Raw genomic sequence first — 14,623 nt, 5'->3', positions numbered from 1 at the left:
ACGACATAGATGTGCCCTCGGGTTTCAGAAAGGGCGCGGCATGGCTGCCATCATAGAAATCGACCGGCTTTCCAAGGAATATGGCAGTGGCACCAAGGCGCTGGACAATGTCAGCATGTCCATCGACGAGGGCGAGATCATCGCCCTGCTGGGGCCGAACGGCGCAGGCAAGACCACGATGATCTCGATCATCTGCGGGCTGGTCGTGCCGACCGGCGGCACCGTGCGGGTGGGCGGCCATGACATCCGCACCGACTGGCGCGCCGCGCGCCGCCTGATCGGGTTGGTCCCCCAGGAAATCGCGCTGGAGCCGTTCGAGAAGGTCATCAACTGCGTCCGCTTCACACGCGGCCTCTACGGGATGCCGCCCGACGAGGCCTATATCGAGCGCATCCTGCGGGCGCTGTCGCTGTGGGACAAGCGTGATGCGGCCACGCGCGAATTGTCGGGCGGGATGAAGCGGCGCGTGCTGATCGCCAAGGCGCTGGCCCATCAGCCGCGCGTGCTGTTCCTGGACGAACCGACGGCGGGCGTCGATGTCGCACTGCGCCGCGAGATGTGGGAGGTCGTGGCCGATCTGCGCCGCGAGGGCGTGACGATCATCCTGACCACGCATTATCTGGAAGAGGCCGAGCAGATGGCCGACCGGATCGGCGTGATCGCCAAGGGCCGCCTGCTGCTGGTGCGCCCCACGGCAGAGCTGATCGGCGAATTCGGCCGCAAGACCCTGACGATCGAGCTGGACCAGCCGCTTCAGGCGATCCCCGCCGGATTGCAGGGTCGCGGCCTTGGCCTGTCGGATGACGGACGCCGGCTCAGCTTCGATTACGACACGCGCGCCGAACGCACCGGCATCGCGCGGCTTCTGGGCGATCTGGCCGCGCAGGGGATCAGCGTGCGCGACGTCTCGACCCGGCAATCCAGCCTCGAGGACGTGTTTCTGTCGCTGGTGTCGGAGGAAGCAGCATGAGCGGCATCAACTGGCGCGGGGTGGGCGCGATCTTCCACCACGAGATGATGCGCTTCTTCCGCACGATCTGGCAGTCGCTGGCCTCGCCGGTCCTGTCCACGGTGCTGTATTTCGTCGTCTTCGGCGCGGCCATCGGCGGGCGCATCCAGTCGGTCGAGGGGGTCGAATACGGCGCCTTCATCGTGCCGGGCCTGATGATGCTGACCGTCCTGCAGCAATCGGTCAGCAATGCCAGCTTCGGCATCTATTTCCCGAAGTTCAGCGGGACGATCTACGAATACCTCGTCTCGCCAGTGGGCTGGGTCGAGGTCACGATGGGCTTTGTCGGCGCCGCCGCCGCCAAGGCGCTGCTGATTGCGCTGGTGATCCTGGTGACCAGTTTTGCCTTTGTCGGCGTCCACATCCTGCACCCGTTCTGGATGCTGGCCTTCCTGACGCTGTCCGCGCTTGGCTTCAGCCTTCTGGGCTTCATCATCGGGCTCTGGGCCAAGTCCTTCGAGCAGCTTCAGATCGTGCCGATGATGGTCATCATGCCGCTGGTCTTTCTGGGCGGGGCCTTCTACTCGGCCAGCATGTTGCCCCCCTTCTGGGAGAGCGTGGCCAAGCTGAACCCGGTGCTCTACCTGATTTCCGGGGTGCGCTGGTCGTTCTTCGGGCTGGCCGATGTGCCGGTGGGCGTGTCGCTGGCGGCGGTCGGGCTGATGGTGCTGATCTGCCTTGCGATCATCCGCTGGATCTTCGCGACCGGCTGGCGGCTGCGCGACTAGTTCCGCCGCCTGCGCTGTTCATGTGTGGCCAGGCTGTCGCAAAGCCGTGTCTGAGGGTCCAACCGCACATAATCGCGGGCCGAGATGACCTGCATGTCGATCGACCGGTTCCAGCCTCCGAACCAGCGGTCGCGGATGCCGTTGCGATAGGTGTTGCCCATGATCTGGTCCACATAGGGCGGAATGATACGGGTTCCGGGCAAGCGGGGCGCGTGAAAGCCCACCGTCGCATGAGGTCCAAGGCAGGCATTGGGCAGCGTGATCAGCATGGTGCAGGCCGACCGGCAATAGCCGCGAATGCGGACTTCGCGACCGCTACGACCCAGCTCTTCACGTGTTTGCAGCATCTGGACGACATTGCCGCCCCGGTGATTCCACACGTCGATATAGGGTCCGTTGCGCATGATACCCGAAGGCTGGGCCAGGGCAGGACCGGTCAGAATGCCAAGCGACAAAATGGCAGCGATGATGCGTTTCATGGCGCGATCATGGTCACGGACGCACCGAGGGTGAAATCACGTTCCGGCGACAACGGGATCCTTTCGCGATCATCGGTGTTGTCTCACCATAATCGGGAGATATGTCATGTCCCGCCTGCTGAAACTTTTCGCGTTCTACAAGTTGTTCAAACGTGCAGGCCGGGGCCGCCGCCGCTAGCGCGGCGTGTCGATATGGCTTTTCCCGCGCGGGCGAATCGCTTATCTGCGGCGGATGCAGCAGAACCCGCCCGATCTTCGCCCCGACCTGGCCCACGCCCGCATCCCGGATGACCGCCGCGCCGGTCAGCCGACCATCGGCATGGTCAGCCTTGGCTGCCCCAAGGCTCTGGTCGATAGCGAGCGTATCCTGACCCGCCTGCGGGCCGAAGGTTATGCGATCAGCAGCGACTACCAGGGCGCGGATGCGGTGATCGTGAACACCTGCGGCTTCCTCGACAGCGCCAAGGCCGAAAGCCTGGACGCCATCGGCGAGGCGCTGCGCGAGAATGGCCGTGTCATCGTGACCGGCTGCCTGGGCGCAGAGCCTGATTATATCACCGGCGCACATCCCAAGGTGCTGGCGGTCACGGGCCCGCATCAATACGAACAGGTTCTGGACGCGGTCCATGCCGCAGTCCCGCCCCGGCCCGATCCGTTCATCGACCTTCTGCCGGCCTCGGGCGTCCGCCTGACGCCGCGCCATTACAGCTATCTGAAGATCTCCGAGGGCTGCAATCACAAGTGCAAGTTCTGCATCATCCCGGACATGCGTGGCCGTCTGGTCAGCCGCCCCGCCCATGCGATCCTGCGCGAGGCCGAAAGGCTGGTCGAGGCCGGGGTGCGCGAGCTTCTGGTAATCTCTCAGGACACAAGCGCCTATGGGCTGGACCTGAAACATGCGACCGACCGGGGGCACCGCGCCCATATCACCGATCTGGCGCGGGATCTGGGGTCGCTCGGGGCCTGGGTTCGGCTGCATTATGTCTATCCCTATCCGCATGTGCGCGACCTGATCCCGCTGATGGCCGAGGGGTTGATCCTGCCCTATCTGGACATTCCCTTCCAGCACGCCCACCCGGACGTGCTGAAGCGCATGGCCCGGCCTGCGGCCGCCGCAAGGACGCTGGACGAAATCGCTGCCTGGCGCGCGATCTGCCCCGAGATCACGCTGCGTTCGACCTTTATCGTCGGCTATCCCGGAGAAACCGAGGCCGAGTTCCAGGCCCTGCTGGACTGGCTTGACGAGGCGCAGCTGGATCGCGTCGGCGCGTTTCAGTACGAGAACGTCAAGGGCGCGCGCGCCAATGACCTGCCCGACCATGTCCCCGCCGAGGTCAAGCAGGACCGCTACGACCGCTTCATGGAAAAGGCCCAGGCGATCAGCGCGGCGAAACTGGCAGCCAAGGTCGGCCAGCGACTGCAGGTCATCGTGGACGAGGTCGATCAGGACGGCGCCACCTGCCGCACCAAGGCCGACGCGCCCGAAATCGACGGCAACCTCTTCATCGACGAAGGATTTGACGGCCTGAAGCCGGGCGATATGGTGTCCGTGATTGTGGATGAGGCGGGCGAATATGACCTCTGGGGACGACGCGACTGACGCCACGACGGCGCGGCTTCTGACGGTTCTGGCCATCAGCCCGGCCTTCGACCCCACAGGCAAGCCCAGAAAGCCCGGCGCGCTGTGCATCGGCGCACAAAAGGCCGGGACAAGCTGGCTGGCGCAGATGCTGGGCCAGCATCCGCAGGTCTGGATCCCGCCCTTCAAGGAGGTGCAGTATTTCAATCACCTGCACATCCCCGAACACCGTCGCTGGATCGGCTGGCATTACCGCAACAAGACGCAGGAAATCCGCAACCGCCACCGATTGCGCAGCGTCCTTCTGGAACCGGCGCTGGACGAATATCTGACCGCCATCACCAGCGGCAAGATGTTCCACAATCAGTGGTACAAGCGCGTCTTCGCCCCCGCGCCCGAACACGCGATGCCGATGGATTTCACGCCCGAATATTCCACCTTACCCGAAGAAGGCGTGGATGCGGTCGCGCAGTTCCTGCCCAAGGCCAAGGTGATCTACCTGATCCGCCATCCCGTTGACCGGGCCGTGTCGCAGTTGCGCATGAACCTGCGCCGCGAAAAGCGCAATCCCGTGACGCTGGACGAATGGATGGCCGAGATCGCGAACCCCGTCCTGTTCGACCGGGGCGATTACGCGACCTATCTGCCGCGCTGGCTGGCGCGCTTTCCCGACATGCTGGTCATTCCTTTCGGCCGCCTCGCCAGCAATCCCGGCGCCGTCATGGACGCGGTCGAGGCGCATCTGGGCATCGGTCCCTGCTTCTATGCCAACATGAACCAGAAGGTCTTTGCCAACGCCCCCGGCCTGATGCCCCCGCCCGAGGCGGTCGAGGCGCTGGAGAAAAAGATGGCGCCCCAGATCCGCGCGATCCGGCGGATCCTGGGCGAGGAATTCGCCGCCAGCCTCCGCTGACCTTTTCCCGGCCTTCGGAATGGCCTAAAAGACGCCAAATTCACAGGAGTTCCCGATGGCGTCCTATCAGTTCGTGTATCACATGGACGGCGTGTCCAAGACCTATCCCGGCGGCAAGAAGGTGTTCGAGAATATCCGCCTGAACTTTCTGCCCGGCGTCAAGATCGGCGTCGTTGGCGTCAACGGCGCGGGGAAATCGACCTTGCTGCGCGTGATGGCGGGCCTGGACAAGGATTTTACCGGCGAGGCCTGGGCGGCCAAGGGCGCGACTGTCGGCTATCTGCCGCAAGAGCCGCAGCTTGACCCGACGCTTGACGTGCGCGGCAACGTGATGCTGGGCGTGGCGGCAAAGAAGGCCAAGCTGGATCGCTACAACGAACTGGCGATGAACTATTCGGACGAGACCGCCGAAGAGATGGCCGCGCTTCAGGACCAGATCGACGCCGAGAACCTCTGGGATCTGGACAGCCAGATCGACGTGGCGATGGAGGCCCTGCGCTGCCCGCCCGACCATGCCAATGTCGAGACCCTGTCGGGCGGTGAGCGTCGTCGCGTGGCGCTGTGCAAGCTGCTGCTGGAAGCGCCCGACATGCTGCTTCTGGACGAGCCGACCAACCACCTCGACGCGGAAACCATCGCCTGGCTGCAGAAGCACCTGATCGAATACAAGGGCACGATCCTGATCGTAACCCATGACCGCTATTTCCTGGACGATATCACCGGCTGGATCCTCGAACTGGATCGCGGCCGCGGCATCCCCTACGAAGGGAATTACTCGGCCTGGCTGGAACAGAAGGCCAAGCGGCTGGAGCAGGAAGCCCGCGAGGACAAGGCCAGACAAAAGACGCTGGAACGCGAACTGGAATGGATCCGCGCCGGCGCCAAGGCACGCCAGGCCAAGTCCAAGGCCCGGATCAACGCCTATAACGAAATGGCCAGCCAGTCCGAGCGTGAAAAGCTGTCGCGCGCCCAGATCATCATTCCGAACGGCGAGCGTCTCGGCAACAAGGTGATCGAGGTCGAGGGTCTGAAAAAGGCCATGGGCGACAAGCTCTTGATCGAGGATCTGTCCTTCAGCCTGCCGCCCGGCGGCATCGTCGGCGTGATCGGCCCGAACGGCGCGGGCAAGTCCACGCTGTTTCGGATGCTGACCGGCCACGAGACGCCGGATGCCGGCACGATCACTTTCGGCGATACGGTGCAGTTGTCCTATGTGGACCAGTCCCGCGACGCGCTGGACCCGAACGCAACCGTGTGGGAGGAAATCAGCGGCGGCGCCGAGCAGATCGTTCTGGGCGACGCGCAGATGAACAGCCGCGCCTATTGCAGCGCCTTCAACTTCAAGGGGGGGGATCAACAGAAGAAGGTCGGCCAGCTTTCGGGCGGGGAACGCAACCGCGTCCACATGGCCAAGCTGCTGAAATCGGGCGGGAACGTCCTGCTGCTGGACGAACCGACCAACGATCTGGACGTGGAAACCCTTCAGGCACTGGAAGCCGCGCTGGAGGATTTCGCAGGCTGCGCGGTCATCATCTCGCACGACCGGTTCTTCCTCGACCGTCTCTGCACGCATATTCTGGCGTTCGAAGGCGATGCCCATGTCGAATGGTTCGAGGGCAACTTCCAGGCCTACGAGGAAGACAAGATCCGTCGGCTCGGCCCGGATGCGGTCGAGCCCAAGCGCGTGAAATACAAGAAATTCACGCGCTGATCCCCGGCATGACAAACAGAAACGCCGCCCCGAGGGGCGGCGTTTTGCGTTCCAGTGCGGATGATCCCGGACCTATTCCGGCACCACGCGGACCGCGCCCTTGGCGGCGCTGGTCGTCATCGCGGCATAGGCCCGCAGGGCGGTCGTGATCTTGCGCTTGCGCGGCCTGGCGGGCTTCCAGCCCAGGGCCTCGCGCGCGGCACGGCGGGCGGCCAGGGTCGCGTCATCCACGACCAGTTCGATGGTGCGATTCGGGATGTCGATGCGGATCAGGTCGCCCTGCTCGACCAGGCCGATCGTGCCGCCCTCGGCCGCCTCGGGCGAGACATGGCCGATAGACAACCCCGACGACCCGCCCGAGAAGCGCCCATCAGTCACCAACGCACAGGCTTTGCCCAGCCCTTTCGATTTCAGATAGCTGGTCGGATACAGCATCTCCTGCATCCCGGGCCCGCCGCGCGGACCCTCGTAGCGGATCAGCACGACCTCGCCGGGCTTGACCTTGCCGGTCAGGATGGCGCTGACGCTATCATCCTGACTTTCAAAGATATGCGCTGGCCCCTCGAAGGTCAGGATCGATTCATCGACGCCTGCGGTCTTCACGATGCAGCCGTCCTCGGCCAGGTTGCCGTAAAGCACGGCCAGACCGCCATCCTTGCTGAAGGCATGGTCGGCACTGCGGATCACGCCCTTTTCGCGATCCAGATCCAGCACGTCGTATCGGCGGTCCTGCGAGAACGCCGTCTGCGTCCGCACACCCCCCGGCGCTGCCCGAAAGAAGCGATGCACCTCGGCGTCATCGCTGCGCCTGATGTCCCATTTCGCCAGGGCCTCGCCCATGCTGGGCGCATGGACGCAGGGCACATCGGTATGCAGCAGGCCCGCGCGGTCAAGCTCGCCCAGGATTGCCATGATGCCGCCCGCGCGGTGAACGTCCTCCATATGGACATCCGGCTTGGCCGGGGCAACCTTGCACAGGACCGGCACCTTGCGCGACAGGCGGTCGATGTCCGACATGGTGAAATCGACGCCCGCCTCATGCGCGGCGGCCAGCAGGTGCAGCACGGTATTGGTCGAGCCGCCCATGGCAATATCAAGCGTGATCGCGTTCTCGAAGGCGCGGAAACTGGCAATACTGCGCGGCAGGACCGAGGCGTCGTCGCCCTCGTAATAGCGTTTTGCCAGATCGACGATCAGGCGTCCCGCGCGCAGGAACAGCTGCTTGCGGTCGGCATGGGTCGCCAGGGTCGAGCCGTTGCCCGGCAGCGACAGGCCAAGCGCCTCGGTCAGGCAGTTCATCGAATTCGCGGTGAACATCCCCGAACACGAACCGCAGGTCGGGCAGGCCTCCTGCTCGATGGCGGAAACATCCTCGTCGCTGATCGAATCATCGGCGGCGGCGACCATCGCATCGACCAGGTCCAGCGCCTTGACGGTGCCGTCCTTCAGCACGACCTTGCCCGCCTCCATCGGCCCGCCCGAGACGAAGACGACCGGGATGTTCAGCCGCAGCGCCGCCATCAACATGCCCGGCGTGATCTTGTCGCAATTCGAGATGCAGACCATCGCATCGGCGCAATGGGCATTGACCATGTATTCCACGCTGTCGGCGATGATTTCGCGCGAGGGCAGCGAATAAAGCATCCCATCATGGCCCATAGCAATGCCGTCATCGACGGCGATGGTGTTGAACTCCTTGGCGATGCCGCCTGCGGCCTCGACCTCGCGGGCGACCATCTGACCCAGATCCTTCAGGTGGACATGGCCCGGCACGAACTGGGTGAAGCTGTTGACGATAGCGATGATCGGCTTGCCGAAATCGCTGTCCTTCACGCCTGTCGCGCGCCACAGGCCACGCGCGCCGGCCATGTTGCGGCCATGGGTGGTGGTGCGGGAACGATAGGCGGGCATGGGTCATCTCCTGTTGCTGGCAGTCGCGTTTAGCATCCATTCCAGCGGAAGGAAATTACCCTCGGGCGACTATCCAGGACGGTTTATGTCGCTCTTGCCAAGGCTGCGGCACCGGACGGCCCGAGGCGGGGGGGCCGGGGCAGCCCCTGGCGCTTCGCGAGACCCAGCACAGGCTGCTTGCTGTCAGTGCAGGCCCAGCCCTGCGCGCATCATCAGTCGGCGGACTGGGGCGATACCGTAAAGCCCGCCCAGCGCGGCGGCGCGCAAGTCGCGCAAGGGGCGCAGGCCGGCCTGACTGGCACGGTTCAGCACGTCGATGCCCAACAGACGGGCCAGCGCCTCGGGGCGGCGGGCGCGTTCATAGCGCGCCAGGGCCGCCGCATTGCCCGGATCGCTTCGGTTCAGTTCGACCAGCAGCGCCAGATCGGCAAGGCTCATGTTCAGCCCCTGGGCGCCGATGGGCGGGACGACATGCGCCGCCTCGGCGATCAAGGCGGTGCGCGGCGCGGTGAAGCGGTCCGCGATCTGGCTGATGATCGGCCATTCCGTCAGCCGGGTGGCCTGCCGCAGATGCCCCAGCACCCCGGCCGAGCGCGCATTCAGTTCGGCCTCGAAGCCCTCGGGCGGCAAGGCGCGCAGGCGGGCGGTCTCGCGGCCGTTCTCCATCCAGACGACGGCAGAACAGGGGCGGCCCTCGCGGTCGGGCAACGGCACCAGCGTGAAGGGCCCGCCCGAGCGATGCACCTCGGTCGAGACGTTGTTGTGCGGGAATTCATGTGTGACCGCAAAGGCCAACGCCTTCTGGCCATAGCGCAACCGCCGCGCGCCGATGCCAAGTGCCTGCCGCACCGGCGAATCGCGGCCATCGGCCCCGATCAGCAGCCGCGCGCGCAGGCGGCGGCCATCCGATAGCGTGACGATCGCGCCCTCGTCGCGGGTCAGGACCGAGACCGTGCCGATACCCGCATGAAACCGCACGGATTGCAGCGATTCCAGCCGTGCGACGATCTCGCGCCGCAAAAGCCAGTTGGGCAGGTTCCAGCCAAAGGGCTGATCGCCGATCTCCGCCGCGTCGAAATCGCGCGTCAGCCGGGCGCGCGGCTCGGCGCCGCCCGCATCGACGATCCGCATGACCTGCAAAGGCGTCGCATGGGGTGCCAGCCGGTCCCATAGCCCAATCCGCTGCAACAGCACGACCGAGGGCGCCAGGATCGCGGTGGTCCGCAGATCGGCGCCCTCGTCGGATTCATCCGTCACGGGCGGGGCCGGGTCGATGCAGAGGGTCGAGAAGCCCTCGGCCCCGAAGGCCGCCGCCGCGATCAGCCCGGCAATCCCGCCGCCCGACACAAGGATATCGACATCTTCGATTGCTGGTGCCGGCAAGGCGGACTCCTGCGGTCAGTTCCCGGCGGTGAAAGCCAGCATGACGCCAAAGATCAGCACGGTCGCCACCAGCCCGAAGATCCCCAGGCCCGCCACACCGAACAGCATCACGCAGGACGCCAGCAGCACCGCAACAAGGGTCAGCAGCCCCAGGATCACGCCAAGGGCAGCACGGTTGGAAAGGTCGGTTTCGTCATGCGCAGTCATCGCTTCGGTATCCTCGGACAAGTTGCGCGCGTTCACATCACACCTAGCCGGCTGCCGAGCCGGTTGCAATGCGACCAAGAAACGCGGTCAGATCGTCGGTCTGGTGCTGGACATGGGCGGGCACCGGCGCGCCACGCAGGATGGGAACGGGCCCATCAAGGCCCTGCCCGACCAGCACGGTCCGCATCCCAAGCGCATGGGGCACGGCCAGATTGCGGGGATCGTCCTCGAAAAAGGCCGCCTCGCGCGGGTCGATCCGGGCGGCGTCCAGAACGCGGCGAAACGCGTCCGGGTGCGGTTTGGGGCGGAAACCGGTCTCCTCGATGCCATAGACGGCCTCGAACAGATCGCCATCCAGCCCGCGCGCGGCCAGAACGCGGCGGGCATAGGCCGCGTCGCCGTTGGTGTGGATGATCCGCCGCCCCGGCAGGGCCGCGATGGCATCGGCCAACGCCGCGTCCGGCCGCAGAACCGAAAAGTCGATATCATGCACGTCGCCGAGGTAATGAACCGGATCGACCCGGTGTTCGGCCATCAGCCCCGCCAAGGTCGTGCCGTGCAGTCTCCAGTATTCGGCGCGCAGCCGGTCGGCGTCTTCCTGGGGCACACCGAGGACGCGCATCATGTAGGCCGTCATGCGCCGCTCGATCTGGGCGAAAAGCTGGGCCTCGGGGGGATAGAGCGTATTGTCCAGATCGAAGATCCAGACGCGAACATGCAGAAAATCCATCCGTTCCACATAGCGCCGCGCCGCCGCGCTTGCAATTCGCGCCGCCGCGGCCAATCGTGGCGCCATGAAGGACGCCTATTCCCTGATCCTGGCCGCGATCGAAAGCGGCACCTATCGCCCTGGCGACCGGCTGGTGGAATCCGAACTGGCCGACCGTTTCGGTGTCAGCCGCACCCCCGTCCGCGAGGCGCTGCAAAGGCTGGAAACACAAGCCATGCTGGTCCGCGACGGGCGCAGCCTGATCGTCGCCTCGCTGGATCACAACCAGCTGGCGGAGCTTTATGTGGTGCGCGCCGAGCTTGAGGCGCTGGCAGCGCGCCTTGCCGCCCGCCATGCCAGCCCCGAGGAGGTGCGCGTCCTCAGCCAGATGGTCGAAGAGGACCGCCAGAACCAGCACGACCCCGAGGCTCTGGCGCGGTCGAACCGGCGCTTTCACCGGCAGATCCATCTGGCCTCGCACAACCGCTATCTGGTGCAGCAGCTTGATCTGGTCCATCGCAGCATGGCGTTGATGGAAAAGACCTCGCTGGCCGCCGAAGGACGCAGCGCGGCGGCGCTGGTGGAACATGCCCGCATCGTCGAGGCGATCGCCTCGGGCGATGGGGTGGCCGCAGACAAGGCGCTGCGCCAACATATCTCGATGGCTTGGGAGACTCGTCTGAAGCTGGAGGCCCAGGCCCATGGCTAGGTCATGATCCGCCTGATCCGGACCGAGGCCGACCTGGCCGAAGGCACCGCTTATCTGGCGCGCATCTGTCCTGTCTGGGCAAAGGCCCTGCCGCTGATCCAGCCCCTGCCCTTGCGCCGCCGCGAGGCCGGTTTCGCGACAATGGCCGAGGCGATCATCGGACAGCAGATCTCGGTTGCGGCGGCGGCCTCGATCCGGGCGCGGCTCGAGGCGGCGGGCCTGTTCTCCGAGGCAGCAATCAGGGCCGCCACGCCCGACGACCTGCGCGCGGCCGGCCTGTCGCGGCCCAAGGCGCGCTATCTGGCCGCCATCGCGCAAGCGGGGCTGGACTGGGACGGGCTGGCCGCCCTGCCCGATGACGAGGCAATCGACCGGCTGACCGCCTTGCCCGGCGTGGGCGTCTGGACGGCCGAAATCTACCTGAAATTCGCGCTTGGCCGCGCCGATGTCTTCGCGGCGGGCGATCTGGCGCTGCAGGAAGGCGCGCGGTTGCTCTATGGGCTGCCCGAACGGCCCCGCCCCGCCGCCCTGCGGGTGCTGGCCGAACCCTGGCGGCCGTGGCGGGCGGTTGCGGCGCGGGGGCTCTGGGCCTATTACCGGCTGGCCAAGGGCCGCGAGGGCGTAACATGACCGACCGACTGACATCCGACCGCAAGGGTCCGCCACAGGCGGATTCGGCGGTGATCTTCCTGCACGGCTACGGTGCCGACGGCGCCGACCTTCTGGGTCTGGCCGATCCCCTGGCGCCGCACCTGCCGCGCACGGCCTTTTTCGCGCCGAACGCGCCCGAGCCCTGCCGGAACAATCCGATGGGCTATCAGTGGTTTCCGATTCCCTGGCTGGACGGCTCGTCCGAGGCGGATGCGCGATCTTCCATGATACGTTCGGTGGGCCTGCTGGACGCCTATCTCGACAGCGTTCTGGCCGCAGAGGGGCTGACGCCGGACCGGCTGGTGCTGGTGGGTTTCAGCCAGGGCACGATGATGGCGCTGCATGTCGCGCCCCGCCGCGACAAGGCGGTGGCCGGGATCGTCGGCTTCTCGGGGCGGCTTCTTGCACCCGAAACGCTGGCGGCCGAGGCGCGTGTCAAACCACCCGTGCTGCTGATCCATGGCGACGAGGATCAGATGGTCCCGTTCGAGGATATGGGTCTTGCCGGCAACGCGCTGATGGCGGCGGGCTTTACCGTCTATGGGCATGTGATGAAGGGAACCGGCCACGGCATCTCGCCCGACGGGCTGTCGGTAGCCTTGGCCTTCATCCGCGACCGGCTGAGCGCCTGACAACCGGGTTGCCATCGCCACGACGCACCCTGCCGAGACACGGATTGCCACATTCCCGGGCAGGACGCGTCATCGCGCTGTTACCTGATGCGGCTATCTGTCCGAGGGGCGGCTATAGATGCAGAGGCTTGCCAGACGGCTTGCACGAGATATAGTCGGACCATGGATCTGATGGATGCCCCGGTCGATCCAAGGGGCCAGGCAGGGCAAGCGACATGCTGGACGACCATCACCAGACTGAATTCCGAACCAGGTTCGTGCGCGAGCCCGCGGCCTTGCGCCACCACCCCGCCCTGGTGCTGAATGCCGATTACCGCCCGCTGAGCTATTACCCCCTGTCGCTGTGGCCCTGGCAAGAGGCAATCAAGGCCGTCTTTCTGGACCGGGTCAGCATCATCGCCGAATATGACGAGGTCGTGCGAAGTCAGAGGCAGGTCTTCCGGATCCCCTCGGTCGTCGTTCTGAAGGATTATGTCAGACCCCAGAAGCGCGTGGCATTCACGCGCTTCAATCTTTTTCTGCGAGACGAATTCTGCTGCCAGTATTGCGGGGCCAAGGGCGATCTGACCTTTGACCACGTGGTGCCGCGCTCGCGCGGGGGTGTGACCAGTTGGGAAAACGTCGTGGCCGCCTGTTCGCCCTGCAACCTGAGAAAGGCCAATCGCAGCCTGCGCCATTCCGGCATGAGCCTGCGCCGCAAGCCGCGCCGGCCCACCCCCGAGGAAATGCACGCGATCGGGAGGCGCTTTCCACCGAACCACCTGCATGACAGCTGGATGGATTACCTCTACTGGGATGCCGAGCTGGAAAGCTGATCAGGCACGCGGGTCGCGATGGTCACGCGGCACCAGATGCAGGACCAGCGCGGCGCCAAGCGCGACCAGTGCCAGAGCTGCCAGCGGCACGCCCGAGGCGAAGGCGGCCCAGAGCGTCAGCCCCGCGGCCAGGATGACCGAAGCGATCAGCAGAAGGAAATGCGGCAGCGGCATGGGCGACTCCTCTCCTTGGACAGAATATGTGCTTGCCCGAGGGGTTTGAAAAGGCCATGCGACAAATGCGCGATATTCTGCCCGAAGGATGATCAGATCAGACCGGCATGTTCCATCGCGGCATCAATCTGGCGGCGCACCCCCTCGCTGAGCGGGGTCAGCGGCAGCCTCACCCGTTCGTTGCACAGACCCAGCCGCGACATTGCATATTTCGCACCGACAAGACCGGGTTCCAGGAAGATTGCATGATGCAGCGGCATCAGACGATCCTGATATTCCAGCGCGGTGCGGTAATCGCCGCGCAAGGTCGCCTCCTGAAACAGCGCGCAGAGGCGCGGCGCGACATTCGCGGTGACGCTGATGCAGCCCACGCCGCCATGCGCGTTGAAGCCAAGCGCAGTCGCATCCTCGCCCGAAAGCTGCACGAAATCCGGCCCGCAGGTCATGCGCTGCAGGCTCACACGCTCCAGCTTGCCGGTCGCGTCCTTGACGCCGATGATGGTGGGCCGTTGCGCCAGAATACCCATCGTCTCGGGCGTCATGTCCACGACCGAACGGCCGGGAATGTTGTAGATCACGATCGGCAGGTCGCAGGCTTCGGTCAGGGCGGTGTAATGCGCGATCAGGCCGGCCTGGGTAGGCTTGTTGTAATAGGGGGTCACGACCAGCGCGGCATCCGCGCCGACGCTGGCAGCGTGCTGCAAGAGGCCGATCCCCTCGCGGGTCGAGTTCGACCCCGCCCCCGCAATCACCGGGATGCGGCCATCGACGGCGCGCACAACTTCTTCGATGACCAGGCGGTGTTCCTCGTGCGACAGCGTCGGGCTTTCGCCGGTGGTGCCGACCGGCACGATGCCGTGGCTACCCTGGTCCAGATGCCATTCGACCAGCTTCCTGAGCGCGGTCAGATCCAGCTCGCCGTCCGCAGTGAACGGCGTGACGAGGGCTGGCATGGACCCTTTGAACATGACACGCTCCTTGGTGGTCGATCGGGTTTTCGTTGCGCCGCTCTC

16 protein-coding genes are annotated in these 14,623 nt (G+C 65.4%); 9 read left to right on the top strand and 7 right to left on the bottom strand.

The window, feature by feature from the left end:
• Positions 1–40 precede the first annotated feature (40 nt).
• Both KY389_RS04505 and KY389_RS04500 read left to right on the top strand, forming a co-directional pair.
• Positions 41–970 carry an ABC transporter ATP-binding protein gene (locus tag KY389_RS04505; RefSeq protein ID WP_219829615.1) on the top strand — a complete coding sequence of 310 codons (930 nt, stop codon included), beginning with the start codon at positions 41–43 and terminating at the stop codon, positions 968–970.
• A gap of 5 nt (positions 971–975) precedes the next feature.
• Positions 976–1,737, top strand: coding sequence for an ABC transporter permease (locus KY389_RS04500; protein ID WP_219829689.1), 762 nt, complete (start codon positions 976–978; stop codon positions 1,735–1,737).
• On the opposite strand, the gene KY389_RS04495 is transcribed toward KY389_RS04500, so the two are convergent.
• Positions 1,734–2,216 carry a hypothetical protein gene (locus KY389_RS04495; RefSeq protein WP_219829614.1) on the bottom strand — a complete coding sequence of 161 codons (483 nt, stop codon included), beginning with the start codon at positions 2,214–2,216 and terminating at the stop codon, positions 1,734–1,736. The genes KY389_RS04500 and KY389_RS04495 overlap by 4 nt on opposite strands.
• 232 nt (positions 2,217–2,448) lie before the next feature.
• On the opposite strand from KY389_RS04495, the gene rimO reads away from it, so the two are divergent.
• The 3 genes from rimO to ettA are packed head-to-tail and all read left to right on the top strand — an operon-like array spanning position 2,449 to position 6,419.
• Complete coding sequence (rimO, locus tag KY389_RS04490) at positions 2,449–3,816, top strand: 30S ribosomal protein S12 methylthiotransferase RimO (RefSeq protein ID WP_219829613.1); 1,368 nt, start codon at positions 2,449–2,451, stop codon at positions 3,814–3,816.
• On the top strand, positions 3,791–4,708 hold the full coding sequence (locus KY389_RS04485) for a sulfotransferase family protein (RefSeq protein WP_219829612.1): 918 nt from the start codon (positions 3,791–3,793) through the stop codon (positions 4,706–4,708). Before rimO ends, KY389_RS04485 begins: the two co-directional genes overlap by 26 nt.
• 55 nt (positions 4,709–4,763) lie before the next feature.
• Positions 4,764–6,419, top strand: a complete 1,656-nt coding sequence (ettA, locus tag KY389_RS04480) for an energy-dependent translational throttle protein EttA (protein ID WP_219829611.1) — start codon at positions 4,764–4,766, stop codon at positions 6,417–6,419.
• A gap of 72 nt (positions 6,420–6,491) precedes the next feature.
• On the opposite strand, the gene ilvD is transcribed toward ettA, so the two are convergent.
• The 4 genes from ilvD to KY389_RS04460 form a co-directional block, all read right to left on the bottom strand.
• Entirely contained in the window at positions 6,492–8,330 is a 1,839-nt protein-coding gene (gene ilvD / locus KY389_RS04475; protein ID WP_219829610.1) for a dihydroxy-acid dehydratase, read from the bottom strand.
• A gap of 183 nt (positions 8,331–8,513) precedes the next feature.
• Complete coding sequence (locus KY389_RS04470; protein WP_246587947.1) at positions 8,514–9,713, bottom strand: UbiH/UbiF family hydroxylase; 1,200 nt, start codon at positions 9,711–9,713, stop codon at positions 8,514–8,516.
• A 15-nt stretch (positions 9,714–9,728) separates the two neighbouring features.
• Positions 9,729–9,920: a hypothetical protein gene (locus tag KY389_RS04465; RefSeq protein WP_219829609.1), complete on the bottom strand. Its 192-nt coding sequence runs from the start codon at positions 9,918–9,920 to the stop codon at positions 9,729–9,731.
• A gap of 43 nt (positions 9,921–9,963) precedes the next feature.
• Entirely contained in the window at positions 9,964–10,650 is a 687-nt protein-coding gene (locus tag KY389_RS04460) for a pyrimidine 5'-nucleotidase (RefSeq protein ID WP_219829685.1), read from the bottom strand.
• Between the two features lie 64 nt (positions 10,651–10,714).
• Here KY389_RS04460 and KY389_RS04455 point away from each other — a divergent pair, with 64 nt between their 5' ends.
• The 4 genes from KY389_RS04455 to KY389_RS04440 all read left to right on the top strand — a co-directional run bounded on the left by KY389_RS04455 (position 10,715) and on the right by KY389_RS04440 (position 13,436).
• Positions 10,715–11,338, top strand: a complete 624-nt coding sequence (locus KY389_RS04455) for a GntR family transcriptional regulator (RefSeq protein WP_219829608.1) — start codon at positions 10,715–10,717, stop codon at positions 11,336–11,338.
• Positions 11,339–11,341: 3 nt separating this feature from the next.
• On the top strand, positions 11,342–11,968 hold the full coding sequence (locus KY389_RS04450) for a DNA-3-methyladenine glycosylase family protein (RefSeq protein WP_219829607.1): 627 nt from the start codon (positions 11,342–11,344) through the stop codon (positions 11,966–11,968).
• The gene (locus KY389_RS04445) at positions 11,965–12,621 is read left to right on the top strand and encodes an alpha/beta hydrolase (RefSeq protein ID WP_219829606.1); all 657 of its coding nucleotides are present in this window, start codon (positions 11,965–11,967) and stop codon (positions 12,619–12,621) included. Before KY389_RS04450 ends, KY389_RS04445 begins: the two co-directional genes overlap by 4 nt.
• A gap of 215 nt (positions 12,622–12,836) precedes the next feature.
• Positions 12,837–13,436 carry an HNH endonuclease gene (locus KY389_RS04440; protein ID WP_219829605.1) on the top strand — a complete coding sequence of 200 codons (600 nt, stop codon included), beginning with the start codon at positions 12,837–12,839 and terminating at the stop codon, positions 13,434–13,436.
• On the opposite strand, the gene KY389_RS04435 is transcribed toward KY389_RS04440, so the two are convergent.
• Positions 13,437–13,610, bottom strand: coding sequence for a hypothetical protein (locus KY389_RS04435; protein ID WP_219829604.1), 174 nt, complete (start codon positions 13,608–13,610; stop codon positions 13,437–13,439).
• 92 nt (positions 13,611–13,702) lie between these two features.
• On the bottom strand, positions 13,703–14,578 hold the full coding sequence (dapA, locus tag KY389_RS04430; protein WP_219829603.1) for a 4-hydroxy-tetrahydrodipicolinate synthase: 876 nt from the start codon (positions 14,576–14,578) through the stop codon (positions 13,703–13,705).
• Positions 14,579–14,623 lie beyond the last annotated feature (45 nt).

The sequence above is a fragment of the Paracoccus bogoriensis genome, from assembly GCF_019431455.1.
Lineage (GTDB): Bacteria > Pseudomonadota > Alphaproteobacteria > Rhodobacterales > Rhodobacteraceae > Paracoccus > Paracoccus bogoriensis.
The sequence above is the reverse complement of the archived record's forward strand: the minus strand, read 5'-3'. Positions and strand labels throughout refer to the sequence as shown.